The organism is Halorubrum wangae, assembly GCF_051194135.1.
In the GTDB taxonomy this organism is placed as follows: Archaea; Halobacteriota; Halobacteria; order Halobacteriales; family Haloferacaceae; genus Halorubrum.
The window spans coordinates 591,255-617,533 of sequence record NZ_JBLZNH010000002.1 but is presented as its reverse complement, the minus strand read 5'-3'; the positions used below and the strand labels follow the sequence as shown (position 1 = coordinate 617,533).

26 protein-coding genes are annotated in these 26,279 nt (G+C 68.3%); 18 read left to right on the top strand and 8 right to left on the bottom strand.

Features of this window, described 5'->3' with window-relative positions:
* Window positions 1–4 precede the first annotated feature (4 nt).
* A complete protein-coding gene (locus ACNS84_RS08240; RefSeq protein ID WP_435074366.1) occupies window positions 5–565 on the bottom strand; it encodes a response regulator in 561 nt (186 codons plus the stop codon).
* 259 nt (window positions 566–824) lie between these two features.
* On the opposite strand from ACNS84_RS08240, the gene pan2 reads away from it, so the two are divergent.
* The 3 genes from pan2 to ACNS84_RS08225 all read left to right on the top strand — a co-directional run bounded on the left by pan2 (window position 825) and on the right by ACNS84_RS08225 (window position 3,188).
* Complete coding sequence (gene pan2 / locus ACNS84_RS08235; protein WP_435074365.1) at window positions 825–2,048, top strand: proteasome-activating nucleotidase Pan2; 1,224 nt, start codon at window positions 825–827, stop codon at window positions 2,046–2,048.
* An 89-nt stretch (window positions 2,049–2,137) separates the two neighbouring features.
* Window positions 2,138–2,683 carry a pyruvoyl-dependent arginine decarboxylase gene (locus ACNS84_RS08230; protein ID WP_435074364.1) on the top strand — a complete coding sequence of 182 codons (546 nt, stop codon included), beginning with the start codon at window positions 2,138–2,140 and terminating at the stop codon, window positions 2,681–2,683.
* Between the two features lie 127 nt (window positions 2,684–2,810).
* On the top strand, window positions 2,811–3,188 hold the full coding sequence (locus ACNS84_RS08225; protein WP_435074363.1) for a DUF5811 family protein: 378 nt from the start codon (window positions 2,811–2,813) through the stop codon (window positions 3,186–3,188).
* Window positions 3,189–3,195: 7 nt separating this feature from the next.
* Here the strand turns inward: ACNS84_RS08225 and ACNS84_RS08220 are convergent, their stop codons facing one another.
* From ACNS84_RS08220 to ACNS84_RS08210, 3 genes are all read right to left on the bottom strand, one after another.
* Window positions 3,196–4,098 (bottom strand): M14 family metallopeptidase, encoded by a 903-nt coding sequence (locus ACNS84_RS08220; RefSeq protein WP_435074362.1) that lies wholly within the window; start codon window positions 4,096–4,098, stop codon window positions 3,196–3,198.
* Window positions 4,099–4,196: 98 nt separating this feature from the next.
* Entirely contained in the window at window positions 4,197–5,795 is a 1,599-nt protein-coding gene (locus ACNS84_RS08215) for a lipopolysaccharide biosynthesis protein (RefSeq protein WP_435074361.1), read from the bottom strand.
* Between the two features lie 85 nt (window positions 5,796–5,880).
* A complete protein-coding gene (locus tag ACNS84_RS08210; protein ID WP_435074360.1) occupies window positions 5,881–6,966 on the bottom strand; it encodes a pyridoxal-phosphate-dependent aminotransferase family protein in 1,086 nt (361 codons plus the stop codon).
* 217 nt (window positions 6,967–7,183) lie between these two features.
* On the opposite strand from ACNS84_RS08210, the gene ACNS84_RS08205 reads away from it, so the two are divergent.
* From ACNS84_RS08205 to ACNS84_RS08190, 4 genes are all read left to right on the top strand, one after another.
* Window positions 7,184–8,776, top strand: a complete 1,593-nt coding sequence (locus ACNS84_RS08205) for a COG1361 S-layer family protein (protein WP_435074359.1) — start codon at window positions 7,184–7,186, stop codon at window positions 8,774–8,776.
* Window positions 8,766–9,833: an ABC transporter ATP-binding protein gene (locus tag ACNS84_RS08200; protein ID WP_435074358.1), complete on the top strand. Its 1,068-nt coding sequence runs from the start codon at window positions 8,766–8,768 to the stop codon at window positions 9,831–9,833. Before ACNS84_RS08205 ends, ACNS84_RS08200 begins: the two co-directional genes overlap by 11 nt.
* Window positions 9,826–10,611 (top strand): DUF2705 family protein, encoded by a 786-nt coding sequence (locus ACNS84_RS08195; protein ID WP_435074357.1) that lies wholly within the window; start codon window positions 9,826–9,828, stop codon window positions 10,609–10,611. The genes ACNS84_RS08200 and ACNS84_RS08195 overlap by 8 nt, the downstream gene beginning before the upstream one ends.
* A gap of 116 nt (window positions 10,612–10,727) precedes the next feature.
* Entirely contained in the window at window positions 10,728–11,345 is a 618-nt protein-coding gene (locus ACNS84_RS08190) for a metal-dependent hydrolase (RefSeq protein WP_435074356.1), read from the top strand.
* 89 nt (window positions 11,346–11,434) lie between these two features.
* Here the strand turns inward: ACNS84_RS08190 and ACNS84_RS08185 are convergent, their stop codons facing one another.
* The gene (locus ACNS84_RS08185; RefSeq protein WP_435074355.1) at window positions 11,435–12,685 is read right to left on the bottom strand and encodes an AGE family epimerase/isomerase; all 1,251 of its coding nucleotides are present in this window, start codon (window positions 12,683–12,685) and stop codon (window positions 11,435–11,437) included.
* Between the two features lie 143 nt (window positions 12,686–12,828).
* Between ACNS84_RS08185 and trxA the strand changes: the two genes are divergently transcribed.
* From trxA to rdfA, 8 genes are all read left to right on the top strand, one after another.
* Window positions 12,829–13,170, top strand: a complete 342-nt coding sequence (trxA, locus tag ACNS84_RS08180) for a thioredoxin (protein WP_435074354.1) — start codon at window positions 12,829–12,831, stop codon at window positions 13,168–13,170.
* The gene (locus ACNS84_RS08175) at window positions 13,171–14,310 is read left to right on the top strand and encodes an aminotransferase class V-fold PLP-dependent enzyme (protein WP_435074353.1); all 1,140 of its coding nucleotides are present in this window, start codon (window positions 13,171–13,173) and stop codon (window positions 14,308–14,310) included. It begins immediately after the preceding gene.
* Window positions 14,311–14,376: 66 nt separating this feature from the next.
* Window positions 14,377–14,934 (top strand): class I SAM-dependent methyltransferase, encoded by a 558-nt coding sequence (locus ACNS84_RS08170; RefSeq protein ID WP_435074352.1) that lies wholly within the window; start codon window positions 14,377–14,379, stop codon window positions 14,932–14,934.
* A 96-nt stretch (window positions 14,935–15,030) separates the two neighbouring features.
* Window positions 15,031–16,131 (top strand): DoxX family protein, encoded by a 1,101-nt coding sequence (locus ACNS84_RS08165; RefSeq protein WP_435074351.1) that lies wholly within the window; start codon window positions 15,031–15,033, stop codon window positions 16,129–16,131.
* 93 nt (window positions 16,132–16,224) lie between these two features.
* Window positions 16,225–17,517 (top strand): phosphoglucose isomerase-related protein, encoded by a 1,293-nt coding sequence (locus ACNS84_RS08160; protein ID WP_435074350.1) that lies wholly within the window; start codon window positions 16,225–16,227, stop codon window positions 17,515–17,517.
* Window positions 17,518–17,601: 84 nt separating this feature from the next.
* Window positions 17,602–18,330, top strand: a complete 729-nt coding sequence (locus ACNS84_RS08155; protein ID WP_435074349.1) for a CPBP family intramembrane glutamic endopeptidase — start codon at window positions 17,602–17,604, stop codon at window positions 18,328–18,330.
* A 180-nt stretch (window positions 18,331–18,510) separates the two neighbouring features.
* Window positions 18,511–18,675, top strand: coding sequence for a DUF7987 family protein (locus ACNS84_RS08150; protein WP_435074348.1), 165 nt, complete (start codon window positions 18,511–18,513; stop codon window positions 18,673–18,675).
* Window positions 18,676–19,364: 689 nt separating this feature from the next.
* Complete coding sequence (rdfA, locus tag ACNS84_RS08145) at window positions 19,365–19,991, top strand: rod-determining factor RdfA (protein ID WP_435074347.1); 627 nt, start codon at window positions 19,365–19,367, stop codon at window positions 19,989–19,991.
* A gap of 290 nt (window positions 19,992–20,281) precedes the next feature.
* Here rdfA and ACNS84_RS08140 read toward each other — a convergent pair whose 3' ends face one another.
* Window positions 20,282–21,058: an SDR family NAD(P)-dependent oxidoreductase gene (locus ACNS84_RS08140; RefSeq protein ID WP_435074346.1), complete on the bottom strand. Its 777-nt coding sequence runs from the start codon at window positions 21,056–21,058 to the stop codon at window positions 20,282–20,284.
* A 235-nt stretch (window positions 21,059–21,293) separates the two neighbouring features.
* On the opposite strand from ACNS84_RS08140, the gene ACNS84_RS08135 reads away from it, so the two are divergent.
* Both ACNS84_RS08135 and ACNS84_RS08130 read left to right on the top strand, forming a co-directional pair.
* On the top strand, window positions 21,294–23,237 hold the full coding sequence (locus ACNS84_RS08135) for an archaea-specific SMC-related protein (RefSeq protein ID WP_435074345.1): 1,944 nt from the start codon (window positions 21,294–21,296) through the stop codon (window positions 23,235–23,237).
* Between the two features lie 473 nt (window positions 23,238–23,710).
* On the top strand, window positions 23,711–24,610 hold the full coding sequence (locus ACNS84_RS08130; RefSeq protein ID WP_435074344.1) for a hypothetical protein: 900 nt from the start codon (window positions 23,711–23,713) through the stop codon (window positions 24,608–24,610).
* Between the two features lie 12 nt (window positions 24,611–24,622).
* Here the strand turns inward: ACNS84_RS08130 and ACNS84_RS08125 are convergent, their stop codons facing one another.
* Window positions 24,623–24,850 carry a hypothetical protein gene (locus tag ACNS84_RS08125; RefSeq protein WP_435074343.1) on the bottom strand — a complete coding sequence of 76 codons (228 nt, stop codon included), beginning with the start codon at window positions 24,848–24,850 and terminating at the stop codon, window positions 24,623–24,625.
* A gap of 113 nt (window positions 24,851–24,963) precedes the next feature.
* Between ACNS84_RS08125 and ACNS84_RS08120 the strand changes: the two genes are divergently transcribed.
* A complete protein-coding gene (locus ACNS84_RS08120; RefSeq protein WP_435074342.1) occupies window positions 24,964–25,422 on the top strand; it encodes a universal stress protein in 459 nt (152 codons plus the stop codon).
* Between the two features lie 30 nt (window positions 25,423–25,452).
* Here the strand turns inward: ACNS84_RS08120 and ACNS84_RS08115 are convergent, their stop codons facing one another.
* On the bottom strand, window positions 25,453–26,217 hold the full coding sequence (locus ACNS84_RS08115) for a sugar phosphate isomerase/epimerase family protein (RefSeq protein WP_435074341.1): 765 nt from the start codon (window positions 26,215–26,217) through the stop codon (window positions 25,453–25,455).
* Window positions 26,218–26,279: the final 62 nt, after the last annotated feature.

The window sequence follows — 26,279 nt, the reverse complement described above, 5'->3', positions numbered from 1 at the left end:
CACGCTACGGGACGTTTCCGGGGACCTCGACGAACGCGTCCCGCGCGGAGAGGTGATCGAGCGTGTCGTCGACGCGTTCGCGGACGGATCCGATCCGATCGATGAGATCATCGTACTCGACGGTGTTCGTCGCGTCCGTCGCCTCTAAGGCGGCCTTCTTCGACGCCAGCGCGAAGAACTCCTGACTGTGCTCGTCGAACTCCGCGCGGTGGAGTAACACTTCCACGAGCGTCAGCAGGTCCTCTTTGGTCACCGGCTTGGTTTTGTAGTCGTCGAACGGCATGTCGACGATGTCCACATCGGGCTCGACGGCGGTCAGCATCGCGACGCGGGCGTCGTACCCGGCCTCGCGCATGGCCGAGAGCACCTCGTGTCCCGACATGTCTGGCATCCGCCGGTCGAGGAGAACGACGTCGACGGACTCGTCCATCTCCGCCATCGCGGCCTCGCCGCCGGTCGCGGTTCGGACGTCGTACGCCGAATCGAGGTACACCCGATACAGCTCCGCGAGGTCCGGTTCGTCGTCGACCGCGAGGACCGTCGCCGTGGTCGTCCCGTCAGTCATAGTTGGGGACCCGGCGTTCGCGACTCGACCGTCGAGAAGGTGCCGCCGACGCGACCGGCCGCCGTTCGTGCACTCATACGACGGGGTACACGCGCCTTCTGTTAAAACATTGACCCGCGAGTATCACCGGTGAGATTCAGCGGGTGGCGGGCGTTCAGTCCATCTGGCGGTGAGGCGGGGCGTCGAGCCTGCGGTCGGATCGGGGTACCTCCGTGACCCAAAGGCACATTTACGCGCGCTTCCTACCGTGGATCAACGAATGTCCCATAGCCCCTCACTGCCCGACCGTCCCCGTCTGGAGCTCGATCCAGACATGAGCGAGACGGAACGGCTCGAAGCGATCCGCCAACACTACCGGCGGATCCTCAACGTGAACGAAGAACTGGAGCAGCGGTTGGACGACGCGCAGGGCCGCCGCGGCGAGCTCAAGACCGACGTCGACGAGCTGAAACGCGAGAACGAGGTGTTGAAAACCTCCTCGCTGTACATCGCGACGGTCGAGGAAATCACCGACGACGGCGTCGTGATCAAACAGCACGGCAACAATCAGGAGGTGCTCACGCAGGCGTCCGCGCGGCTGGACGAGGACCTCCGGCCGGGCGACCGCGTCGCGATCAACGACTCGTTCGCGGTCCAGCAGGTGCTCGACGACGAGACCGACTCGCGGGCGCAGGCGATGGAAGTCACCGAGTCCCCCGACGTCGAGTACGACGACATCGGCGGTATCAACGATCAGATCCGGGAGGTCCGCGAGGCCGTCGAGGACCCTCTCGAGAACCCCGAGCAGTTCGAAGCGGTCGGCGTCGAGCCGCCGAGCGGCGTCCTGCTTCACGGTCCGCCGGGGACCGGAAAGACGATGCTCGCGAAGGCCGTCGCCAACGAATCCGACGCGACGTTCATCAAGATGGCCGGCTCCGAACTCGTCCGGAAGTTCATCGGCGAGGGGTCGCGACTCGTCCGTGACCTGTTCGAACTGGCCGCCGAGCGCGAGCCCGCCGTCATCTTCATCGACGAGATCGACGCCGTCGCCTCGAAGCGGACGGACTCGAAGACCTCTGGCGACGCCGAGGTCCAGCGGACGATGATGCAGTTGCTCTCCGAGATGGACGGCTTCGACGACCGCGGCGAGATTCGGATCATGGCGGCGACCAACCGCTTCGACATGCTCGACGAGGCGATTCTGCGCCCCGGTCGGTTCGACCGCCTCATCGAGGTGCCGGAGCCCGACGAGGAGGGCCGTGCCCGGATCCTCGAGATCCACACACAGCACATGAACGTCGCCGAGGGGACGGACGTCTCGGAGGTCGCTTCGGACCTGGACGGGTACAGCGGGGCCGACATCGCCTCGCTGGCGACCGAAGCCGGAATGTTCGCCATTCGAGACGGCCGCACCGAGGTCACGCAGGACGACTTCGAGGCCGCCCGCGAGAAGCTCCAAACCGCGGAACAGACCGACGAACAGGTCATCAACTACCAGTACTGAGACGAGGAGTGAGGGCTGCGGGCCGCGTTTTTACCTCGGAGACGGTCGCTTCGTAACCCCTTAGCGCGCGGGCCGCCGATCCCACCGCAATGAACACCATCCACGTCGCCGGCGGCGTCGGCGTCGCCGACACGGCGATGGCTTCCTACGACGCCGCGCTCGCGGACGCGAACCTGCACAACTACAACCTCGTCGCGGTCTCCTCCGTGGTCCCCGCGGAGGCCACCGTGGAGGCCGTCGAGGCAGTACCCGACTTAGGCCCCGCCGGGAACCGGCTCACCGTGGTCGAAGCGCGCCGCACCGTCGGCCCGGACGACGAGGTTGACTTCCGCGAGGGCGGCCGCGCCGGCGCTGAGGACGCGGCGTCGAAGCACGCCCCCCGGCGTCACCCCGACGTGGCCGCCGGGCTCGGGTGGGCGACCGGGCCCGGCCCCGGCCTCTTTTACGAGGTCACCGGCGAGGACCCCGACGGCGTCCGCGAGCGGATCGAGGCGGGGTTGGACGCCGGCAGCGAACTCCGCGACTGGGAGTTACCGAATCGAGAGGTCGCCATCGAGACGACCGCCTCGGCACCGGAGCGGTACACGACCGCCGTCGTGATCGCCGCCTACGGCGAGTCGGAAGCGATCCTGTAGCGGATGCGTGCCCGTTCCCGTCGACGTCTTTCGATGGGGCGACGGGTCGGCCGTCGCGCCCGCGCCGCGGCGGATCGCCCCCGCCGACGCCTTTTTTAACTGGCTCCGCGTACCTGTCTTGTCTTCGATGAACGGCAATAACCCGTATGCCGGGGCACCGGGTGTGACGAACGCGGGCGAGCCCGCGTCAGTCGACCTCTCTCCGGATCAGGAACGGCGCCTTCGGCAAGCGGTCGCCGGAATCGTCTCGCGAACCGAATCGTATCTTCCGAACAGCTACGCGGTCGGCTCCGAGCTGTCTGTCGGCGCGAACGGCCCCCAAGCGACCGTCGCCGTCAACCCGCCGGCCGGCCACCCCGTCTCCGCCGGCTTCACGCCGGACCCCGACGAACTGGAGGCCGGGATCGCCGACGCCGACACCGACGAGGTCGCTCGCGGGCTGGCCGCCAGCGCCGCGATGCAGGTGATGGACGCCGTCGGCGACGTTACGCCGACCGCGAAGTGAGTTCGGACTACTCTGCCGGTTTCTCGGTCGAACCGTCTCCTGTCGACTCCTCTCCAACGAGTTCCGTCTCCCCGTCCTGAACGTCCGTTCCGTCGGCGAGCGGCGCCGACGGCTTCATCGTCCCCTGCACGCGGCCGTAGATCCCGAATATCTCCTCGTACCCGTGTTCGCTCGCGAGGATGGGAACGACCCCGTCCTCCTCGACGCGGTGGGTGTACACGTCGTCCTCGGCGAACACCGCGCCACGCGGAATCTCCTCGAAGTTCGCGAAGTAGACGTGCGGCTCGCCCCCGCCCTTCGGTACCTCCTCGTCGCCCGCGACGACCGTCGTTTCCGTGAACGTCGGCGGCTCGTCGTCGAGCGCACCATGCGCCCGCAGGAACGCCAGACAGGCCTCGTAGCCGAACTCGATCGCCTCCTCGCTCCCCTGTCTCCCGACCTCAAGCGAGACGGTGTGCGGGACGACGGAGTCGAGGGTCGTCGAACGGAGGTTACCGGAGTCGACGACGTACTCCACCGGCATTCCGGTCACGCTCCGACGAACCGACTCGGTCGGGTCGCTGTAGATCGCGAACGGCGGCGGCGCGCTGTGAGAGCTGTGAAGCGCGAGCACCGCGTCCATCCCCTCCAGTTCGGCCGCGAGGCGCGGCGCGAGCGTCCGTTCATACTCTGTACTGTCTGGATCGCCCGGGAAGACGCGGTTCAGGTCCGCGTCCGTGTAGCGCGTCCCCGCCGCCAGCGCCCGCTCGTTGGCGACGATCAGTCGAACGCCTCCGCTCCCCGTCCCCTCCCCGTCGAGGTCGGCGGCGAGCCGCCTGACGATCCGCTCGCCGGCGGGCTCGTCACCGTGGATCCCGCCGACGATCGCGACGCGAGCCGAGCCGGGCGACCCGCGTTCGATCGTTATCATGGACTCCGCTACGCACCGGTCGACTAATAAAGGATTGCCGTACGGCCGCGCGACGTTCGTCGGACCTTCCACCTCGCTCGCCGGCTTCCGCGGTTCGCTCACCGATCGAGTCGGCGAGCGAGTGCCGCGCGGTATCGCGTCGCGAGGTGGCGAGCGACCAGCCGGTCTCGGGGGTCAACGCCGAGGACGGAGAGCGCGGCCGCGTACGCCGCCACTCCGACGACGACGCCGGCGATTACCGCGGCCCCGCCGGGAACGGTCGCGCGAACCGCCCACATCGCGATGAGGGCCACGCAGCCGGCCGCGAGCGGAGTGAGAAACGTCCGATCGAACGGCCACAGTCCCTCGAAGCGGCGGAGGAGAACGACCTGAACCCCGTTCTGGACGGCGATTGCGAGCGACGTGCCGAGCGCGGCGCCGACCAGCTCGAACCGAACGACGAACGCGTAGGTCAGCCCGACGTTGAGGACCGCGAGCAGCCAGTCGAGCGCCATCCGGGCGTACTGATGGTCGGTCATCATCAGGAGCCACCCCGTCGCACCGACGGCGCTCCCGACGAACACCCCGCCGAGGTACACTACGAGCGGGACGTATCCCGCGACGTAGGGGTCACCGAACAGCCCGAGCAGTTCGCGTCCATACACCACGAGGGCGGCCAGAATCGGGACGACGGCCGTCACGATCTGGCGGGTCACCGAGGTGTAGACCGCGTTCAGCGTCGCCGTCTCGTCGCTCGCGTACAGCTCCGAGGCGACGGGCGGGAGGAGCTGGTTGAACGACATGAGCGGGATCCACGCGACCGCGATAAACACGAGTACGACGTTGTACACCCCGGCCGCGGTCGCGGTCAGGAGCGCGCCGACGAGCAACACGTCGACGCGGTTCTGAAACACCTTCCCGAGGCTGCTCATCGCGACGGGGGCCGCGTGGTCGTAGAAGCGCCGCGCCTCTCGGCGAGCGCCCCGGAGCGACGGGAGGATTCCGGTCACCCGCGCGACGAGCGGGACGGCGACCGCCGCGAGCAGCGCGGTCGCGGCGACGATTCCGACGGCGACGCCGGCGACGGAGTACCCCAGCGCGAGCGCCGCGACCGCGGCGACGAGCCGGACACCCGGTCTGAGCAGCTTGTTGAAGGCGATCTCGCCGCGGGCCGAGCCGACCGCGCGGAACACCGCCGACGCGACCATCACGACACCGAGGAGCCCGACGAGGAACCCGAACGCCCGCATTGCGCCGGGAAACGCTGGCTCGCTGACGGTGAGATCGTTTATCCGTGGCGCGGCCAGCCAGACGCCCGCGGCGATGGCGGCCCCAAAACCGAGCGTCGTCGCGTACGCGAGCCCGGCGACGACGCCTCGCCGCGCCGGGTCGTCCGCGTACTCGGGGAGGTACCGCTGAAGCGCCGGCACGCTCCCGAACGTGACGAGCCGCGAGAGGAGCTGGGCGATCCGCCACGCCAGCGCGTAGACGCCGTACGCCGTGGGACCGAGCCCGCGCGCGAGGGCGAACTCGGTCGCGGCCGTCAGCGCCCGCTGCCCGGAGACGCCCCCCGAGGTGACGACCGCGCCGTGAGCGATCGTGACGAGCGCCTCGCGCTCGTCGTCAGGGACGGCATCGGAAGCGGCGTCGCTCGGCGCGTCCGGGTCGTCGACCGGGTCGTCGAGAGCGTCGCTTCCGGGTCCGGGGTCGTCGTCCACGAGTCGGATTGACCTGACCCGCCTCGGGAGAAAAGCGACTCGTTCCGGGGCGACCGGGCGACGGGCCGGCCGCGACGCCGACTACTTATAAGACGTCCGCCAGCGCGTCCATCGTCTCGTCCACGCGCTCGACCCGAGCGCAGTGGCCCATATGTCCGATACGCAGGATGTCACCGGCCAGGTCGCCGAGTCCGGTCGCGAGGAGCACGTCGTGCTCCTCCCGCAGGCGCTCCTGTAGCTCCCCGGCCCGGCCGGGCATATAAAAGGCGGTCACGGTCGGCGACGCGCGCTCGGGCGCCGAGTAGAGATCCAGTCCCAACTCCACACCGCGCTCGCGACACCGCGCCGCGGCCGTTGCGTGTCGCTCTCGAACCGCGTCGAGCCCCTCCTCCAGCCACAGGCCGAGCGCCGCGTCGAGCGCGACGACCTCCGTCGTGAGGTGAGTGTACGGAAACCCCTCGCTGGTGTCGCGCCACGGCAGGAAGTTCGTGTACAGCGAGTGCGGATCCCGGTCCGTCATCGCGTCCCACGCGCGGTCGCTGATCGCGGCCGTGGTGAGCCCCGGCGGCGCGCTGAAGCATTTCTGGGACGCGCCCAGACACACGTCGATGCGCTCGGTCGGGACCGGGACCCCGCCGAGCGAGGAGACGGCGTCGACGACAGTGAGCGTCTCTCCGTCGGCCTCCGCCAGCAGGTCCAGCGCGGGACCGAGGTCGTTCAGCGTCCCCGTCGGCGTCTCACAGTGAACCAGCGTCGCGACGTCGAAGTCGCGCTCGTCGTCGGCGAGGACCGATTCCAGTTCGGCGAGCGGGAGCGACTCGTCGTAGTCGGCCGCGACGAGCGTCGCCTCGCCACCGTACGACTCGACGAAGTCGGCGAAGCCGTCACCGTAGAGCCCGTTTGACAGACAGAGCACCTCGGTTCCGGGTTTCACGAGCGAGGCGATGGCGGCCTCCAGGCCGAGGATTCCCTCGCCGCCGGGGACGACGACGTCGCGAGCGGACCCGTCGGCGCCGTCCGTGGCGTCGACCCCGTAGACGGTCGCCAACCGGTCCGTGAGGCGATCGTAGATCCGGTTGAACTCCGGGTCCACGTCGGGGTTGATCAGTTCGCGGCTCATCGCGTCGCGGACGGGGGTGGGGACCGCGGTCGGCCCCGGCGTCATAAGCATACACCGACACTCGGTTCCAGTGAAATAAGCGCCTCGTCCCGCCCTCTGACCGACTCGGAGTGGGTCGAGCCGAATCGAGCTTACTCGAAAGGCCGCCACGCGTAAACATATATGACCGGCGGGCAGAGAAGATAACATGACATCTGAGCAGCATGGTCGGACGGTCTCGGTTCGACCGGCCGACAGACGCGCCGCGACCGCCGGGTCGGGGGAGTGAATGTCCCGCCGACTCCCGGCCCTCGCCGTCGTCGCCGTCGTCGTCCTCTGCGTCGGAGCGTTCGCCGGCTTCGCCGTCGCGCAGGAGGAGCCGTTCGTCCGCGGCGAGCCCGAACTGGACGTGTACGTCCCCGATTCGACGGTGTCGCCGGGGACGGCGACAGACCTCACGCTACAGATCGCGAACGACGGGGAGGTTGACGCGGGGTACGACGCCCGCCGGGCCACCGTCACGACCGCGAGAGCGGTCGTGGTCACCGTCCGGAGTGACGACTCGCCGCTGGTCGTCGAGACGGGCCGTTTCGCCGCCGGATCGATAGGCGAGGGCGCGGTTCGCGAAGTCCCGATATCGATCAGGGTCCCGGCCGACGCGGCACCCGGACGCTACTCGCTCGACGTGCGGCTCACGTACTCGTACACGTCCCTCTCGGCGCCGCGGAGCGGGGTCGTGCAGGACCGCACGCGGACCCGGACCGAGTCGGTATCGGTGACCGTCGACGACGCGCCGCGGTTCGAGATTCGGACGGTCGAGACGGACGTGCAGATCGGCGACGCCGGGACGCTCGCGACGACCGTGACCAACGTCGGCGGCGAGCCTGCGCGCGACCTCTCGGTCGAACTCGTCGCGAACGGACCGGACGTCACGCTCGGTGAGACGGAGCGGAACACCGCGCGGATCGACCGGCTCGCCCCCGGAGCCAACGCAACGGTCGAGTTCCCGGCGCGCGTCAGCGCTGACGCCGCCGCCGAGTCGTTCGACCTCACCGGCACCGTCCGGTACACCGACGTCGACGGCATCCGCGACGCTCACGAGGGGATCGCAGTCGGGCTTCGACCAGGCGCGGAGCAGGCATTCTCGGTCGCGGTCGACGACTCGACACTCCGCGTCGGCGAGAACGGAACCGTCAGCGGGACGGTCCGCAACGACGGGCCGGCGGACGTTCGGGAGGTCGTCCTCACGGTCGGCGACGGGGCGTTCGTCCCGCGCAGCCCCCGGTACGCCGTCGGCGACCTCGACGCCGGTGAGAGTGCGTCCTTCCGGTTCCGGGGCGCGGTCCCGGCGGACGCGGACTCGGTCCCCCAGCAGTTGATGTTCTCGACTAGCTACCGGAGCGCCACCGACACCGAGCGGTCGACCGAGGCCGCGGTTCGCGTTCCGATCGCCGAGCGCCGGGACGCCGTGACCGTGACCGCGGTCGATCCGCGGTTCGAGGCCGGCGAGGAGGGCGTGTTGCAACTCGACGTGACGAACCGCCGTGAGGTGACGCTTCGGGACGTCGAACTGCGCCTCACCGTCGACCAACCGCTTGAGAGCGAGTTCCGGACGACCGTGATCCCGACGCTGGCGCCCGGAGAGACGGGGCGCGTCGCGTTCGATCTCACGGTAGACGCCGACGCGCCGGCCACTCGGTACCCGGCGAGTGTCGGCGTCTCTTACACCGACGCCGACGGCGTGCGCGTCGACGGAGACTCTGCGAGAGTCGCCGCGTCGGTCGTCGAGACGTCCGGTGGCGAGGTGCCCATCGAGGCCGCCGTGCTGATCGTCCTCCTCGTCGTCGTCGCCGCCGGCGCGTGGTGGTTCTATGTCCGGTGATGCGCCTCGCTCCGACGGGGCCGACCACCCCCTCGTCGTCGACGGGCTCACGAAGGAGTTCGGGAACGTGGTCGCGAACGACGACGTGTCGTTCGCGGTGAACGACGGGGAGGTGTTCGGCTTCCTCGGCCCCAACGGGGCGGGGAAGTCGACGACGATACGGCTGCTGTTGGGGCTGTTGAAGCCCACCGCGGGAACGGCGACGGTGCTCGGCGCCGACATCCGCGACGAGGCCGCCCTGACCGAGGCCAAGCGACGGGTCGGGTATCTCCCGGCTCACCTCGGGTTCACCGAGGAGGCGACCGGTGAGGCGGTGCTCGACTACCACGGCGCGATGAAGGGCGAGACCCGCCGCGAGGAGCTATTAGAGCTGTTCACCCCGCCGGTCGAGCGACCGATACGCGAGTACTCGACCGGGAACAAGCGGATGCTCGGACTGGTGCAGGCGTTCATGCACGACCCCGACCTCGTGATCATGGACGAGCCCACGGCGGGGCTCGACCCGCTCAAACAGGAGGCGTTCAACGAGTTCGTCCGGGACGAGCGCGACCGCGGGACGACCTTGTTCTTCTCCTCGCACGTGTTGAGCGAGGTGCGACGCGTCTGCGACCGCGTCGGCATCCTCCGCGGCGGGTCGCTCGTCGAACTCGATAACGTCCAGGCGCTGCTCCACCGCGGCGGGAAACACGTCCGGGTCCACGCGAGCGACGCGGCGCTCGCGGCGATAGCCGACCTCGACGGCGTCGTCGGCCTCGAGCGGTTCGCCGAGGGCGTCCAGTTCATCTACGCCGGCGACGTCAACGCGCTCCTCCGCGAACTGGCCGAACACGACGTCCGCGACGTGGAGATCGGCGAGCCGCCGATCGAGGACGTGTTCGCGCACTACTACGGCGGCGAAGGGGCGGGAGACGGAACGGACGCGACCGACGAAGCGTGGACCGAGAACGTCGGAGTGACGGGCGAGAACGATGAGACGACCGGCGAAGAAGACGAAGCCGACGCCGAGAGCGACCAGACAGCGGGCGAGAGCGACGGTCCGGGGGCGACGAATGTTTGAGACAGTTCGGTACGAGGGGCGGCGGCGGCTCCGCGGCGCCGCGATCCTCACGGCCGGCGTGGGGGCGTACGCCGGGTTCATCGTCTGGTACTTCACCGTCCTGGAAGGCGTCGACTACGAGGACGTCTTCGAGGACCTGCCGCCGGCGATGCTGGACGCGTTCGGGATCCAGAACCTGTCCACGATAGAGGGATTCCTCGGCGCGCAGCTGTTCAGCTTCATCTGGCTGCTCGGGCTGGGATTGTACTTCGCCTACGTCGCCGGGGGTCTCGTCGCGCGCGACATCGAGACGGAGCGGATGGACCTCCTCCTGTCGTTCCCCGTCACACGGTCCCGGCTGCTCGTCGAGAAGTTCGCCGCCCTGCTCGTTCCCATGGTCGCCGTCAACGCCCTCGGCGGCCTGATAATCTACCTGTTCGTGCTCGCCGCGGGAGAGACGATCGCGGTCGATCACCTCTTCCTCGCACACCTGCTCTCCGTTCCGTTCCTCCTCGTCTGTGCGGGGATCGGCCTCGCCTTCTCGGTCGCCGTCGACCGCGCGGCGATCGCCGAGCGGGCCGCCGCCGGGACCGTCTTCGTCCTGTATCTCGTCGAGTCGGTCGTCGGCGGCGCCGAGGGGTACGACTGGATCCAGTACCTGAGCCCGACGCAGTACTACGAGCCGACGCCGATCCTCATCGACGGATCGTTCGAACCGATCGACTCGGTCATCCTGCTCGTCGCGTTCGTCGGCTTGCTGATCCTCTCACAGGCGCTGTTCGAGCGCCGAGACATCTGACTCACGGCTGTTCGGGCGCGACACGTACCGTTGCCTGGGTCGCCCGGGGGCGTGTGAGGATCGGTACCAAACTGCCCGACACGTTCTTATATTTCTGTCGCTTTCAATTGGCCACAATGATGCTCCCGACTCACGTTCTTGCCGGGATGCTGCTCGCCGCGCCGCTCGTGCGCGTGGCGCCGGAACTGGCGAGCGTCGGGCTCGTCGCGGGCTTCCTCGGTGGGCTCTTCCCCGACCTCGACCTGTACGTCGGCCACCGGAAGACCCTCCACTACCCTGTCTACTACTCCGCGCTCGGCGGCGTCCTCGCCGTCGCGGCGTTGGCCGCACCGTCTACGATAACCGTCGCGGCGGCCCTGTTCGTCCTCGGAGCGGCGCTTCACAGCGTCTCGGACATGTTCGGGGGCGGGCTGGAGCTGCGTCCTTGGGAAGGGAACTCCGACCGCGCGGTGTACGACCACTACCGGCGGCGCTGGATCGCGCCGCGCGCCGGGGTCAGGTACGACGGCGCCGCCGAGGACCTCATGCTCTCGGTCGGGTTCTCCCTCCCGCTCCTCTACCTGCTCGACGGGCCGCTCCGCCTGATCGTGGCCGGGACGCTGGTCGTCGCCGCGGTGTACACCGTCCTCCGCCGGCACCTCGCTGAGCTCGCCGCCCTCGTGATCCCCCTGGTGCCGGCGGTGCTGACGCCGTACCTGCCCGACCGATACGCGGACGCGAAGTCGGAGAAGTAGCCGTCGTCCCGCGGTGACCGCGCGGTGTTATTTTCGAGCAGGCTGTGATGCCGCGGGCCTCGCCGCGGTCGACGCAGTGGTTGGGACCGTCACGACTCTCGCCGCGCCGACCGCCAGCTCTCGAAGAACGCGCCGGCGGGGTGGTAGTCGGGCTCGACGCCCGGCGGCTCCGGCGCGACGAGGTCCCCGTCGGCGTCCGCCGGCAACCGCTTCTCGTACCAGACGCCGGCCGGGCCGCGAAAGAGGTCCGTCCTGACGAGGAGCCGACGGTGCCAGCGGCGGAGTCTCGCGGCGGCGTCCGCGTCGCCCCGCGCCGTCGCGCGCTCCGCGAGCGCCGCGGCCGCGCCGATGGCCTCCGCGAGCGCCCAGCCGTACCGGTCCTCGACGAGCGGGGAGCCGTCGGCAGCGTGGGTGTAGACGAACCCGTTCTCGGCCCAGCCGCGGTCGACCGCGGCGTCGAACAGCTCCAGCCCGCGCTCGTACCAGTCCGGGCCGGCGTCGTCGCCTGCGGCGCCGGCTTCAGACGGCGCCTCCGCGTCGTAGCGGTCGAGGAGCGCCAAGAACTTCGCCCACTCGACGTGGTGGCCGGGCTGATAGCCCGGCGGTCGGAACTGGTGGCGGGGCTCGTCCTCGTTGTACGCGAAGTCGTGCTCCCACTCGGGCGTGTAATGCTCCCACAGGAGCCCGTCCGTCGCCGCCGCGAACTCGACCGTGATCGCCGCGGCGATGTGGCGCGCCCGGTCGAGATACGCCGCCTCGCCCGTCGCCTCGTAGGCGGCGAGGTAGGCCTCGCAGGCGTGCATGTTGGCGTTCTGTCCGCGGTACGGCTCCAGTTCGGCCCAGTCCTCGTCGCAGTCGCTCCGCAGCAGGCCGGCGTCGTCGCGGAACCGCTCCTCGATCAGCGCGTGCGTCGCGGCGAGCCCCTCGCGAGCGCCGTCGATGCCGGCGTCGGCCGCACGAGCGTACGCCAGCAGGACGAACGCGTGTCCGTACGCCGACTTGGTCAGGTCGACAGGGTCGCCGTCGGCCGCGACGACGAGGTCGTAGCCGCCGTCGTCGCTCCGATGGACCTCCTCGAGGAACGTCAGACCGTGTTCCGCGGCCGGGAGACACCACTCCGGGCCGTCCGCGAGGGCGCCGAGCGCAAAGTTGGCGACCGACCGACAAGTGGCGACGAGATGCCGCCTGTCACCGGTGTAGCGATCTCCCGTCTCCGGGTGAAGCAGTCGGTACCCGCGGTTGGCGAGCACGTCCGGGTACTGCACGCGGAGCGTCGCGAGCAGTCGCGCGCGGTGCGGCCGGGCCAGCCGTCGGTCGTCGTGCGGCGTCGCGTCAGTCATTGCTTCCAACGAGGCGGCCTCACCGTCTAATGACTGTCGGCAACGTCTCCCCCGGCTCGGCTAGGCGATCAGTGACACTCGCCCACACAGTATTGTGCGTAGTACCCAAAACTATTATCAGCGCCGGGGACGTACGGGTGGGTATGAGTTCGACAGAATCCGTTCCCGCGGAGCCGATCCAGCTGTCCGACCCCGACGACTTCGACGACCTCGTCGCCGAGCACGACGTCGTCCTCGTCGACTTCTACGCCGACTGGTGCGGCCCGTGTCAGATGATGGAGCCCGCCGTGGAAGCGGTCGCCGCGGAGACCGACGCGGCCGTCGTGAAGGTCGACGTCGACGTTCACCAGGCGCTCGCGGCCGAGTACGGCGTCCAGGGCATCCCCACGCTGCTCGTGTTCGCCGACGGCGAGCTCGTCGACCGCATGGTCGGCGCACAGAGCGAGGACGCACTGACCGGCGCGATCGCGGAGCACACCGCCTGAATGCCCCTTCAGTTCGACGGCGAGGCGATGACGCCGCGAGAGCTTCGCGCGAATGTGCCGGCGCTGGGCGACGCGGCGTACTTCAACTTCGGCGCGCACGGGCCGAGCCCCGAGTACGTCGTCGAGGCCGCGTCCGGATTCATCGCTGACCACGAGTACGGCTCGGCGGCGACCGATCCCTACGGGCACGCCTTCGAGACGTACGAGTCGGTCCGCGAGCGGATCGCCGCGTTCGTCGGGGCCGAGGCCGACGATATTGCCCTCACAGAGAGCACGACCGACGGGATCAATCGGATCGCCGGCGCGATCGACTGGGAGCCGGGCGACGTCGTCGTCCGGACCGACCTGGAACACCCGGCCGGGATCCTCCCGTGGAAGCGGCTCGAACGCGAGGGCGTCGAAGTCCGCGTGCTGGAGACCGAGGACGGTCGCGTCGACCGCGACGAGTACGCCGAGGCGGTCGCCGACGCGCGCCTCGTCTGTTTCAGCGCGATCACGTGGACCCACGGGACGCGGCTGCCCGTCGCCGACCTCGTCGAGGTGGCGAACGAATCGGGCGCGTTCACGCTCGTCGACGCCGTCCAGTCGCCCGGACAGGGGCCGTTCGACGTCTCGGCGTGGGACGCCGACGCGGTCGCCGCCGCGGGCCACAAGTGGGTCCTCGGACCGTGGGGCGCCGGCTTCCTCTACGTCGACCGCGAGGCCGCCGACGACCTCGAACCCCGGGCCGTGGGGTACCGCAGCGTCGACGACCCGAACGCCGACGAGATAGAGTACAAGGCGGGCGCCAAGCGGTTCGAGGTCGGCTCCACGACCGCGGCCGCCCACGTCGGCCTCGCCGAGGCGCTCGACGCGATCGATGCGGTCGGGCTGGACGCGATCGAGTCTCGGATCGAGTTGCTCACCGACCGCCTCAAAGACGGCGTACCCGAGGACAGACTTCTGAGCCCGCGCGCGTTCGAGAGCGGGCTGGTCACAATCGACGTCGACGACCCCGACGCGACCGTCGAACGCCTCGCAGAGCGGGACATCGTCGTGCGCTCGCTGCCGCATCCGGACGCCATCCGCGCGTCCGTCCACGCCGTCTCCACCGAGTCGGAGATCGACCGGCTGATCGACGCCCTCGACGCGGAGTGGTGAGGGCGCCCCTGAGCGGTGACTGACCCCGACCGGACGCGTTTTAGCACTCGACACCCAAGACCGCGCATGGGTTTTCACACGTTCGACGCCGAGCAGGCGGGGCGACTGGAGCGTCCCGGTCGCTATCGCTGGGTCTCCGCGGAGGAACTTGTCGGTCCGCTGGTCGAGGCCGAGGCCGCGGTCGTCGCCGACCTCGGCAGCGGCACGGGCTTTTATACCGACGACGTGGCGCCGCACGTCGAGACCGTCTACGGAGTCGACGTGCAGCCCGAGATGCACGACAAGTACCGCGCGAAGGGGACGCCGGAAAACGTCGAACTCGTCGCGAGCGACGTGGCTGATCTCCCGTTCGCGGACGGCGAACTCGACGGCGTCTTCTCCACGATGACGTACCACGAGTTCGCGAGCGACGACGCGATGGCGGAGGTCGCGCGCGTCGTCCGCTCGGGTGGGCTCGTCGTGACGTTCGACTGGACTGCCGACGGCGAGGGTGAACAGGGGCCGCCGGTCGACGAGCGGTTCGCCGCCGCTGACGCGGTCGCGGCGCTCGAGGCCGCGGGGTTCGAGGTCGTCTCCGAGGCGACGCGCACGGAGACGTTCGGTGTCGTCGCCCGCGCGCCGTAGGGAGACCCGCCGAACCCAAGAAAACGACCGTCTCAGGGTTGCACCCGAACGTACGTGAAGAAATACTGTTAGGTGCGTGCAGTCCGTACCGGAAGTATGTCCGCTCGTTCCCGAACGGTCGTTACGGCCGCGCTCGCCCTGCTCGCGACGCTCGTCGCGCGACCGGTCGCGGCCCACATCGACTACGTCACCGAGGGATCCGGCGACCCGCTCGACGCGGTGGCGTTCACCGCCGAGGTGCTGTCGGACCCCGTCAACGCGGTGCTGTTCGCGGGCTCCGGCCTCCTCGGAGTCGCCGGTCTCGCCGTTTACCTCCGGATACGCCCGACCATCGTCGACGTCGTCGTCCTCCGCGAGACGCTCGCGGGCTACGGCGACCTCGTCCCGTGGATGCTGCGGCTCGCCGTCGGTCTCCCTCTCGTCGGCGCCGGTTTTCAGGGATACCTGTTCGCGCCGACGCTTGCGTTCGACCCCGGATCGAGCCCGCTCCTCCGCGTCCTCTTCATCGCGCTGGGCTTCTTCGTCCTCTTCGGGCTCGCGACGCGGATCGCTTCTGCGGTCGGCCTGCTGGCGTACGCGTGGGTCCTCCTCGCCGTCGACCCGCTCGTCTTCCTCGCCGTGGAGTACGTCCCCGTGTTCGTCGCGCTGCTGATCCTCGGCGGGGGGCGACCCAGCGCCGACGAAATGCTGTTAGCGGTCGCGAGCACACCTGGGTCGTACTACGGTCGGATCGATCCCGTCCAGCACCTGAAGCGGTTCTTAGACGAGTCCACTACACCCCTGCGCCGCTACGTGCCGACGGTCCTCCGGGTCGGGATGGGCGCCTCGTTCGTCTACCTCGGGCTCATCCAGAAGCTCGCGGACCCCGCCAGCGCACTGCAGGTCGTCGAGAAGTACGACCTCACCTCGGTCGTCCCGGTCGACCCCGGACTGTGGGTCGTCGGCGCCGGGGTCACCGAGGTCGCGGTCGGGCTGGCGCTGATCGCGGGCTTCTTCACCCGCGGCGCGGCCGCGCTCTCGTTCGTCCTGTTCACGACGACGCTGTTCGGGCTCCCGGACGACCCCGTCCTCGCGCACGTCGCGCTGTTCGGGATGGCGTCGGCCGTCTTCACGCTCGGCTCCGGCCCGCTCTCGTTCGACCAGTGGTTCGGTCGCCCCGCGCTCGGCGACGACGAGTCGGTTCTCACCGCCGACTGAGACCGGTCGCGGTAGTGACCCCCGCGGCGCCGGAGGCTCTCGACGGTCGCCACACCTGCCACTTTTAAGCCGTGTTCGCCCGCGTTGTGAGGTATGCATGTCGACCTCGGCAACGCACTGGAGACGACGCCGGGACTCACCGCCGAGACGCTGGAGCGTCTCGACGACCGGGTCGCGGCCGCGCACGACCGGATCGCCGCCGGCATGGCCGACGACGACTTCGGCTACGCGGCCCTGAACCTTCCCGAGACGACCGACGCGGAGGCGATCCGCGCGGCGACCGACCGCTTCGACCGCCCGGAGGCCGTCCTGACGGTCGGGATCGGCGGGAGCGCGCTCGGCGCGGCGACGCTCGCGAACGCGCTCGACAGCGACGTCGACGCGTACTTCCTCGACAACGTCGACCCCGACGCGGTCGACGCGCTCCTCGACGACCTCCCGCTCGCCGACACCGTCGTCAACGTCGTCTCGAAGTCCGGGACGACCGCGGAGACCCTCGCGAACTTCCTCGTCGTCCGCGAGGCGATGACCGAGGCGGGCGTCGACTGGACCGAGCGCACCCTCGTCACCACCGGCGAAGAGGGGAACCTCCGCGCGCTCGCCGACGCCCACGACCTCCCCGCGCTCGACGTGCCGGACGGGGTACCGGGGCGCTTCTCCGCGCTCTCGACGGTCGGCCTCGCGGTGCCAGCGCTGCAGGGCCACGACATCGAGGCCGTGCTCGCCGGCGGGCGGGACGGCATGGAGGGCCTGTCGGACTCGCTGTTCGAGTCGCCTGCGTACGCCTACGGCGCGGCGACGTACGCGCTCGCCGAGCGCGGCGCCCTCACGAACGCCGTGATGCCGTACGCGGAGTCGCTGGAGACGTTCGCGGAGTGGTTCGCGCAGCTGTGGGCCGAAAGCCTCGGGAAGGATGGGCTCGGCCAGACCCCAGCGCGGGCGCTCGGCGCGACCGACCAGCACTCGCAGCTTCAGCTGTACCGCGCCGGTCCGCCGGACAAACTCGTCTCGCTGATCCGACCGACCGAGCGCGCCGAGACCGCGATTCCGGAAACCGACCTCGACGGTCTCGCGTACCTCGGCGGCTCGTCGCTCGGCGAACTGTTGGACGCCGAGTTCGAGGCGACGGAGGCGAGCCTCGCGGCCGCGGGCGTCCCGAACCTGCGCGTCGAGATCGACCGCGTCGACGAGCGGAGCCTCGGCGAACTCCTCTACGGGATGGAGGCCGCCTGCGTGCTGTACGGTGAACTCGCGAGCGTCTCGACGTTCACCCAGCCGGCGGTCGAGTGGGGGAAGAAGGCGGCGCGGGGGTTGCTCGGCGGTGGCGACTTCCCCGAGGCCGACGCCGTGGCCGATAAACGCGAACTGCGGGTCGAACGGTCCTGAATCGCCACGGATAGCCGCGTGCGAGCCGGCGCGATTCCGTCTCCTTCCGGTGGCGATAAACCGCCGCGAGTCGTACCCCCGACGATGAGCGAGACGCCGTCCGAACCGGTGAATCAGATTCTTCGCGTCGCCAGCGCGGCGTTCGCGGTCGTCTTCGCGTTGTTCGTCGCGAGCGCGGTGACGGCGCCCGCCTCCGAGTTCGCCGTGTCGGTCGGGCTCGTTTCGGAGGGGACGACCGGACTGCAGGTGCTCCGGACGCTGCTGCAGTTCGCCGGCTTCCTGGCCGCGGTCGTGGGGTACCTGGCCATCACCGACCAGTGGGAACTCGTGCCCGTCTCTCAACTGACGCTCCGGGACATCGGACTCGTCCTCGGTGGCGGCGTCGCCCTGTTCGCCTTCCAGTACGGCGCGCTGTTCGTGCTGGGGGAGGTCGGACTCACGACCGGACAGAACCAAGCCGTCGTGCCCGACGGTGACCCGGTGACGTACTACCTCGTCATGGTCGCCGTGTCGCTGCTCGTCGTCGGCCCTGTCGAGGAGGCGCTGTTCCGCGGCGTCGTCCAAGGCGGACTCCGGCGCGCGTTCGACGCCGCGCCCGCGGTTCTGATCGCGAGCGCCGTGTTCGGACTGGTTCACCTGCCCTCCGTCTCCGGGACCCCCGGCCAGCGGTGGGCGTACGTCGCCGTCGTCGTCGTGCTCGGCTCGGTCCTCGGCGTCCTGTACGAGCACACTGAGAACGTGGTCGTACCCGGACTCGCACATGGCGTGTACAACGCCGTCATCTACGTGGTGTTGCTCGCGCAGTCGCTTTGAGGCGGACGTCGGACGGCGTCGACGCGGCTTTGTCGGAGGAGAGCGACCGAAGATGTGGTTTCTCGAGTCGATTTCGACTCCGCGACGACGGCCCCACGCAGACGGATGTCGTGAGGAGCGCGCCGAGTGTCGGAGACCGACTTCCGGGAGATACTTCCACAGGCCCTCTCGACTCGTACTATGCTCTCTCGCGAGAATCCGGTGCTGATCGGGACCGCCGTGGTCGCTCTCGTCGCGCTCGTCGCCCTGCGCACGTTCACGGACGCGGGCGTGGTGGCCAGGTTCGCGGTCGTCGTTGCGACCGTCGTCGCCGCGGACGCCGTTCTCGGGCGGGCGGTCCGGTGAGCAGTCGACGTTCGGTGTGGACGCAGCAGACGGCCGACGGCCGGGCGCGTCGACAGCGGCACGGATCGAAGTCGTTCGTCTGGTCTCGCCACGCCGACATATAGTCAACTATATTTAAATATACATCTTTCCACAGAATATTGATATATAATAGAGCGGGACACAAAGCGGTCGCGCGAGCGAAGCCGCATGGACACCGTCGGTCTCGTCTCGACCTGAACCGTTCGGCGGGAAACGACGCTCACGGCACCCAAACCAGATTCTAACGGGAGCAAGACGATCCGATCTATCGAGGACGAAACGACGATCCGAGTACGCCTATTTCAGGAAGCAGTCGCGGTTACGAGAACAGAGAAAACGCGATATACACCGGAATCAGACCATCAATCGTGACTCTGGCGAGCGGAGGTCACCGACGATCGGATATCGCATTCGGAGACCGTGCGACAACGAATGTGCGGGTCATTTTTGACATATGTATCAAAAGAAAATATATGACTGAATAGTTATAAATATGCGGCAATTCGGATGGCACTGTCCACCGCTTTTGTGACGAGGTCGGTAGCGACGAGCCGTGGTGACTCGACGGACGAGGTCGGGAGCGCGACGCCGTCGCGTCCGGACCCTTCGCCAGTTCGGCGGTCGGTCGGCCCCAGAAGACTATTGACGCCCGTCCGCGTTCAGCCGGTATGGGCGATGCAGACGAACCGAGCGACGGTGGGAGCGGTCGCCGGACGAAGGTGGTCCGACTGATCGAGGAGTACGAGTTGGCGACGCTCGGCCCCGAAATGGAGCGCCGGTGGACATCGGACGGCGACGACCGGCTGAGCCTGCGCGCGCTCGCGGACCACTTCAACCAGCGGTTGCTCGAGACGAAGATGACGGAGGCGGGGATGCAACCGCTCTCCGGCGAGATCGAGAACACCTACCGCCTGCTGACCGACGACGACGTCGGCAGCGCCGACGAGACGCGGACCCGCCGCCGCCTCGAGCGCAACGGGGTGGACGTGGAACGCCTCCAGAGCGATTTCGTCACATACCAGGCGATCAGAACGTATCTGAAGAACGACCGCGGCGCCGAACACGCCACCGACGACCGCCCTCGGACGGTCGTCGAAGGCGAGAACATCCAGCGACTCCGGGGGCGGACGAAGACGGTGACGGAGGGACGACTGAAGCAGTTGCAGAGCGCCGACCACATCCGCCTCGGAGAGTTCCGGGTGTTCGCGGAGATCAACGTGCTCTGTGAGGACTGCGGAGCCCGCTACGAGGTCGAAGAGCTCCTCGAACGCGGCGGTTGTGAGTGTTCCTCGTAACGGAGCGACGGCCACATGGAGGCTCGGCCGAGCCTCTGACCGGTCGTCCGTCTCCGAGGTGATGGAGAGGCTGGCACCGTCGGCGAGGAGACGAACGTCCGAGAGTGGCCGCCTGCGTCCCGGTGTCACCACGGCCTCTCGACGACGAGCCACGGGCCGACATCGATCACGCCCACAATTGCACCGTTGGCCACGCTCGCACCTAACCAAGCGGGCTCGAGTAGCTGACGGCCCGTCAAGCGACCGAGTGCGGGGGATTCTACGGCAATTTCGTGGGAGCAGCCTGACGGTCAGTACATCACTTTACCGGCGGACACGTTGATGTCTTGGCCCGTAATGCGCTCCGAGTCTTCCGAACAGAGAAACCCGACGAGGTCGGCGACGTCTTCGCGGCGGACCAGTTCGCCGCGGGCAGCTTCACGCTCGGACTCGCCGCGGACGTCCTCGTAGCTCTGTCCGGTCTGGGCCGCGTGACGCTCGAACACCCGCTTGATTCGGGGGCCGTCGACCGATCCGGGACAGATCGCGTTGACGTTGATGTTTGCCTCCCCAACTTCGGCAGCGAGGGTCCGCGTGAGTCCGATGAGGCCCATCTTGCTCGTCGCGTAAGGCGTCCGGTTCGGCAGGGGGCGTTTTCCGGTGACCGACGCGATGTTCACGATCCGACCGAACGAGTTCTGTTTCATGTGAGGCAGGATTTCACGACACATCTGGAACGGGCCGTTGAGGTTCACGGCGAGCGTCTGCTCCCACTCCTGGGTGGTGACCTCCTCGCACGGCGCTGTCGGCCCAGCGATGCCGGCGTTGTTGATCAGATAGTCGATGGTGTCGAACTCGTCGAGGGTTCGTTCGACCGTCTCCGCCACGCTCTGGGCGGAGGCGACGTTGGTCTCGACGACGAGACACCGTTGGCCGATCGCTTCGACTCGGTCCTTCGTCTCTTGCATCTCCGTCTCGTCGAGGTCGGCGACGACGATCGAGGCCCCGCGGCGGGCAAGTTCGACACAGATTGCCTGTCCGATACCACCCGCGCCCCCCGTGACGATCGCAGTTGGGTCAGATCGCATAGCTCAAAGAGCTTAGAGGAGGAATATAAGCATTGGTATGCCACCACGTATCAGGAATGTTGGGGCAACGCAGTTCGGCAGGCCGAACGCGCTGGAGAGGTCGCTCGACGGTGAGACGGGTCGCACAACGGTCCACTGGTCGTCAATATTCGTTCTGGTGTGCATGCGTGGACCGCCGCGACCCGTGGTCCCGCAGAGTTAACATTTATTTTAGTACCGAATACATATGTTCACAATGGAGATTACGCAAGACGAAACTGACACCGCCACCCTCCAGGCGAAAAACGTCGGCGGGATTCGGGAGACGACGGTCGAGTTCTCGCCCGGCGTGACGGTGCTCGTCGGGCGGAACGCCACGAACCGAACCTCGTTCCTCCAAGCGCTGATGGCCGCGCTCGGGAGCGAGAACGTCTCGGTCAGAGGCGACGCCGACGAGGCCGAGGTCGAACTCGCGCTCGGCGACGAGACGTACACGCGACGGCTCAGTCGGCGGGCAGGGGGCGTCACGGCCTCGGGCGAACCGTACCTCGACGACCCGACCCTCGCGGACCTGTTCGCGTTTCTCCTCGAGTCGAACGAGGCCCGCCGCGCGGTGGCCGTCGGCGCCGACCTCCGAGAGGTCATCATGGGGCCCATCGACACCGAGAAGATCCAGTCGGAGATCGACGGCCTCGTCGACGAGCGTGAGTCTCTCGAATCTGAGCTTGAGGAGCTCGAAGCGCTCAAACGGAAGCTGCCCGCGTTAGAAGAGGAACGAACCGACCTGAAAGCGAGGATAGAGGAGAAGAAGACCGAGCTCGAAGCGAAGGAAGCGGAGCTCGCGGCCGCCGACGCCGACGTCGACGAGACCCGCGAAGAGCAGTCCGAACTCGACGACAGGCTCGAAGCGCTCCGGGAGAAGCGGTCGACGCTCGACGACGTCCGGTATGAGCTCGAGACGGAGCAGGAGACGCTCGAGGCGACCACTCGCGACCAACGAGAGGTCGAGCAGAAGCTGGCCGAGCTCCCCGAGGTACCGACGGAAGAGGTGGACGAACTCGACACCGAGATCCGGCGACTGCGTGAGAAACGCCAGCGGGTCGAGACCGAGGTGAACGAGCTCCAGAGCGTCATCAAATTCAACGAGAAGATGCTCGATTCGTCCGGTTCGACCGCGTTCGAGGGACTCGCCGACGCGGACGCCGACGACGTGACCGGGCAGCTGCTCGGCGACGACGAGGTGGGCTGCTGGACGTGCGGCAGCAGGGTCGAACGGGAGCAGATCGAAGCCACCCTCGGGCAGCTACGAGAGCGCAGCCAGACGGAGGTCGGGAACGCGAACGACCTCGAAGGCGAGATCGACGCGCTCCGCGACGAAAAAGACGACCTCGAGCAGGCACGACGGGAGCGTGAGCGGCTGAACCGACGGCTCGAGACGATCGAGAACGAGCAGGAACAGATCGAGGCGCGCATCGAGCAGCTCCGGGAGCGTCGCGAGCGCCTGACCGACGAGATAGAGACGCTCCAGGCCGAAGTGGAAGAACTGGAAGACGAGGACTACAGTACGGTGCTCGACCTCCACAAGGAGGCGAACAAACTTGAGTACGAACTCGGGAAACTGGAGAACGACTTCGAGCGCGTCGACGCCAACGTCCGGGAGATCGAAGACCGGATCGCCGACCAGGACGACCTCGAGAGCCGGCGGGAAGACCTCTCGGAGGAGATTGCGTCGCTCCGGACGAAGATCGAGCGTATCGAACGGGAGGCAATCGAGCAGTTCAACGAACACATGGACGACGTGCTCGAACTCCTCGACTACGCGAACCTCGATCGGATCTGGATCGAACAGGTCGAGCGAGAGGTCCGCGAAGGGCGGCGGAAGGTGACGAAGAGCGCGTTCGAACTCCACGTCGTCCGAACGTCGGAGTCCGGCGCGGCCTACGAGGACACGGTCGACCACCTCTCAGAGAGCGAACGGGAAGTGACCGGACTCGTGTTCGCCCTCGCCGGCTACCTCGCCCACGACGTGTACGAGACGGTTCCCTTCGTCCTGCTCGACTCGTTGGAGGCGATCGACTCCGAGCGCATCGCGAAGCTCGTCGCGTACCTCGACGACTACGCCAGCTACCTCGTCGTGGCGCTGCTCCCCGAGGACGCGGCCGCGCTCTCCGACGAGTACGAGCGTATCAGCGAGATATAGCGGTCTCGCACCGGCGGAGATCCGTCGCTCTCCGACGGTCGTTTCCCCTTTCGTGCAGAACCGTGCCGTCCGTCGTCGGGTGCGAACGGAGGCGTCGGTGACGCCGTAAGTGGGCGTTCGTCCGAAATAGAATAACAGCCGTACTTTTGTTACGTTACTCGCCCGGTGTCGCTCGGGCGTCGGTCCGAACGAGTTTCGGCGTTCTCGAAGCGAACGCGGGTGATAAACGAACACCAAGATATCTTATAAGATACCGCGTACATAACACTTATAAAGTAATTCGACAGTCTTGCAGTGCTGCGATTTCGATCTCACTGGCTCGGAAGTAAGTCGTGTCAATATCGTTTATTAATCGCACGTCGCCTCCGATCCCCACCGGAACCGGTCGGACGGTCCGAGCGGGCGTCGGCCGTCCCGCCGCTGCGTGTCAGTGACCGGCACGTATTTGATGGTCGCCGCGGAACCAGGAGCGTATGACCGGTAGCGATTCGCCGCTCGAATCGGTGGTCCTGGACGACGTCGCTCCGGAATCGATACCGCCGCACGAAGTCCGTGCCGCGCTCGAATCGGAGCGCTCGCTGGTCCGTCAGCGGGGAGCACACGTCTGCGTGGCGCTCGCCGGGACCGACGTCGACAGGATTCGCCCGTTCGTCGACGCGTTGGGATCGGCGTTGCGCGACGACGACGCGGGCGTCCGCCAGACCGCCGCCTCGGCGCTCCAAGAGATAGCCGCGGCCGACCCGGACGCCATCACCGGAATCGTCGACGACGTCGTCGTACTGACGCGGTCGGACCTGCCGGACATCCGGCTGGCCGGCGCCGAACTGCTGGCCGAGGTGGCGACGGAGCGACCGTCGGCGTGCGCCTCGGTCGTCGGCGAACTCATCGAGAGCCTCGACGGGCCGCGGGCCGCGGTCGACAACGAGGCGTTCGCGGCCCACGTCACGGACCGGGGAACCGAGGAGGTGATTCGCCAACGCGACCGGGAGAGCCGTGAGTACGGGCGACAGGCCCGCGAGCTCCTGTCGAACGTCCTCGTCGCGGTCGCCGACGACACCCCGGCGGCCGTCGCGGACCACGTCGACGCCGTCGCCGACCTCGCCGCCACGGACGACGCGATCGTTCGAGGTGCGGCGCTGGACGTACTCGGTGCGCTGGCTCGGGAGTCGCCCGAGTCGGTCCGACCCGTCGCCGACGTCGCGGTGCCGGCGCTCGACGCCGAGGCGAACGTCGTCAGGGCGCGGGCAGTTCGGCTGTTCGGCCTCCTCGGCGACGAGGCGTACGTCGAGGCGCTCGAACGGGTCGCGGAGCGCGACGAGGACGACGAGATCGCGGCCTTCGCCGACGAGACGGCGGCGTTCATCCGGCGATAGACCGAGGCGCGCTCACATCGCCCGGCGGGTACAGTACCAGTAGGCCACGCTGAAGACGACGAGACAGCCGACGACCAGAATCGCGTCGATCAGCGCGATGACGTAGGCGGCGGTTCCCGGCTCGAGGAACAGCAGCGAGAACGCGAGGAGAAGCCCCATGACGATGACGACTGCCAGCAGCAGCGGCATCTGGTTCCGCTGCTCGCACACCGCATCGAGGAGCGTCTCTCTGAGCGTCATACCTGTGGCTCTGGCCGGACGGTCATTAACGTCCCGGTCACCCCTGCGGGACGCCTCCGAAGGGCTCTGTGGGTCGGCGGGTTTTATATCCGTGCCGCGGGTGGGTGCCTCGTATGAAACGCGGCCTCGTGAGCCTCAGAGAGACGGAGACGCATCGCGACCTGCTGTCGGAGGCGATGAGCTACGCCGAGGGGAGCAGCGGCGAACTGGTGGTCCTGTGGCACCTCGAAGACGACGAGTACGACGAGGGCGTCCGGACGCTCGAAGCCGTCGGTCGGATCGAGCACGTCGAGTACGATCACTCGTCCATCATCGAGGGCGCGTCCGAGGACGCGCGGTCCTTTATTAGACGTGCGGCGGGCGACACCGACGTCGACGTTCATGTTGTGGTTGGCGTCGGCTCCGAGGACGGGCGGGCGGAGCAGATACTGGAGACCGCCGACGAGCACGGCTGCGACCACGTGTTCCTCGTCGGCGACTCGCGGTCCCCGACCGGCAAGGCGGTCTTCGGCGACGTCGCACAGCGAGTCATCCTCGACTTCGACGGCTACACGACCACGACGACGGTGTGACGGAGCGTCTCCGGCGGGACGCCGCCTCCGTCACCGATCGGACTCGCTCGCGAGCCGACCGCCTCGCTGGAGCCCCTCGACGACGTCGGCCGCGTGGTCGAGCGTGTCGTAGGTGTCGGGGCCGTCCTCCGCCTCGTAGATGAGCCAGTCGACGCCGCTCTCCCGGACCACGTCGACGGTTCGCGTCAGGTCGAGGTCGCCGGTGCCGACCCGGACGGTTTCGCCGGCCGCGGCGTCGTAGTCCTTGAGATGCACGAGGTCGATCCGGTCCGCGTGGGCGGAAACGTACGCGAGCGGGTCCTCGCCTGCTGAACCGGCCCACCCCGCGTCGAACTCGAGACCGACGTCGTCGGTCGCTTCGAGGAGGTGCGTCAGCGCCGGGCGACCGTCGAGGGAGACGAACTCCTGATCGTGGTTGTGGTAGTGAAGCCGGACGTCGTGCGCCGCGAGCGCGTCGGCCGCGTCGGAGAGTCGGTCCGCGGCCGCCTCGACGGCGGCGATCGACTGGAAGTGCCGGGGGTCGAGCCACGGAACTACCACGTCGCGACAACCGGCGTCGAGCGCGGTCTCGGCGGCGCCGGCGGGATCGGCCTCGATCTCGTGGAGATGGACGTGGACGGCGGCACACGAGAGGCCGACCTCGTCGAGCGTCGCCGCCATCGCGTCCGGTTCGTTGCCGTCGAAGCCGGCGAACTCCACGCCGGCGAACGGGGTCTCACCGACGCGTTCGAGGACGGTCGGGAGCGGGTCGTCGACGTCGCGCAAACTGTAGAGCTGGAAGCCGAACGAGGTCATACGATCTCATCGCGGCACCGCGGCATAATTCATGCGGGTCCGCGCCGTCGACGGCGACCGGA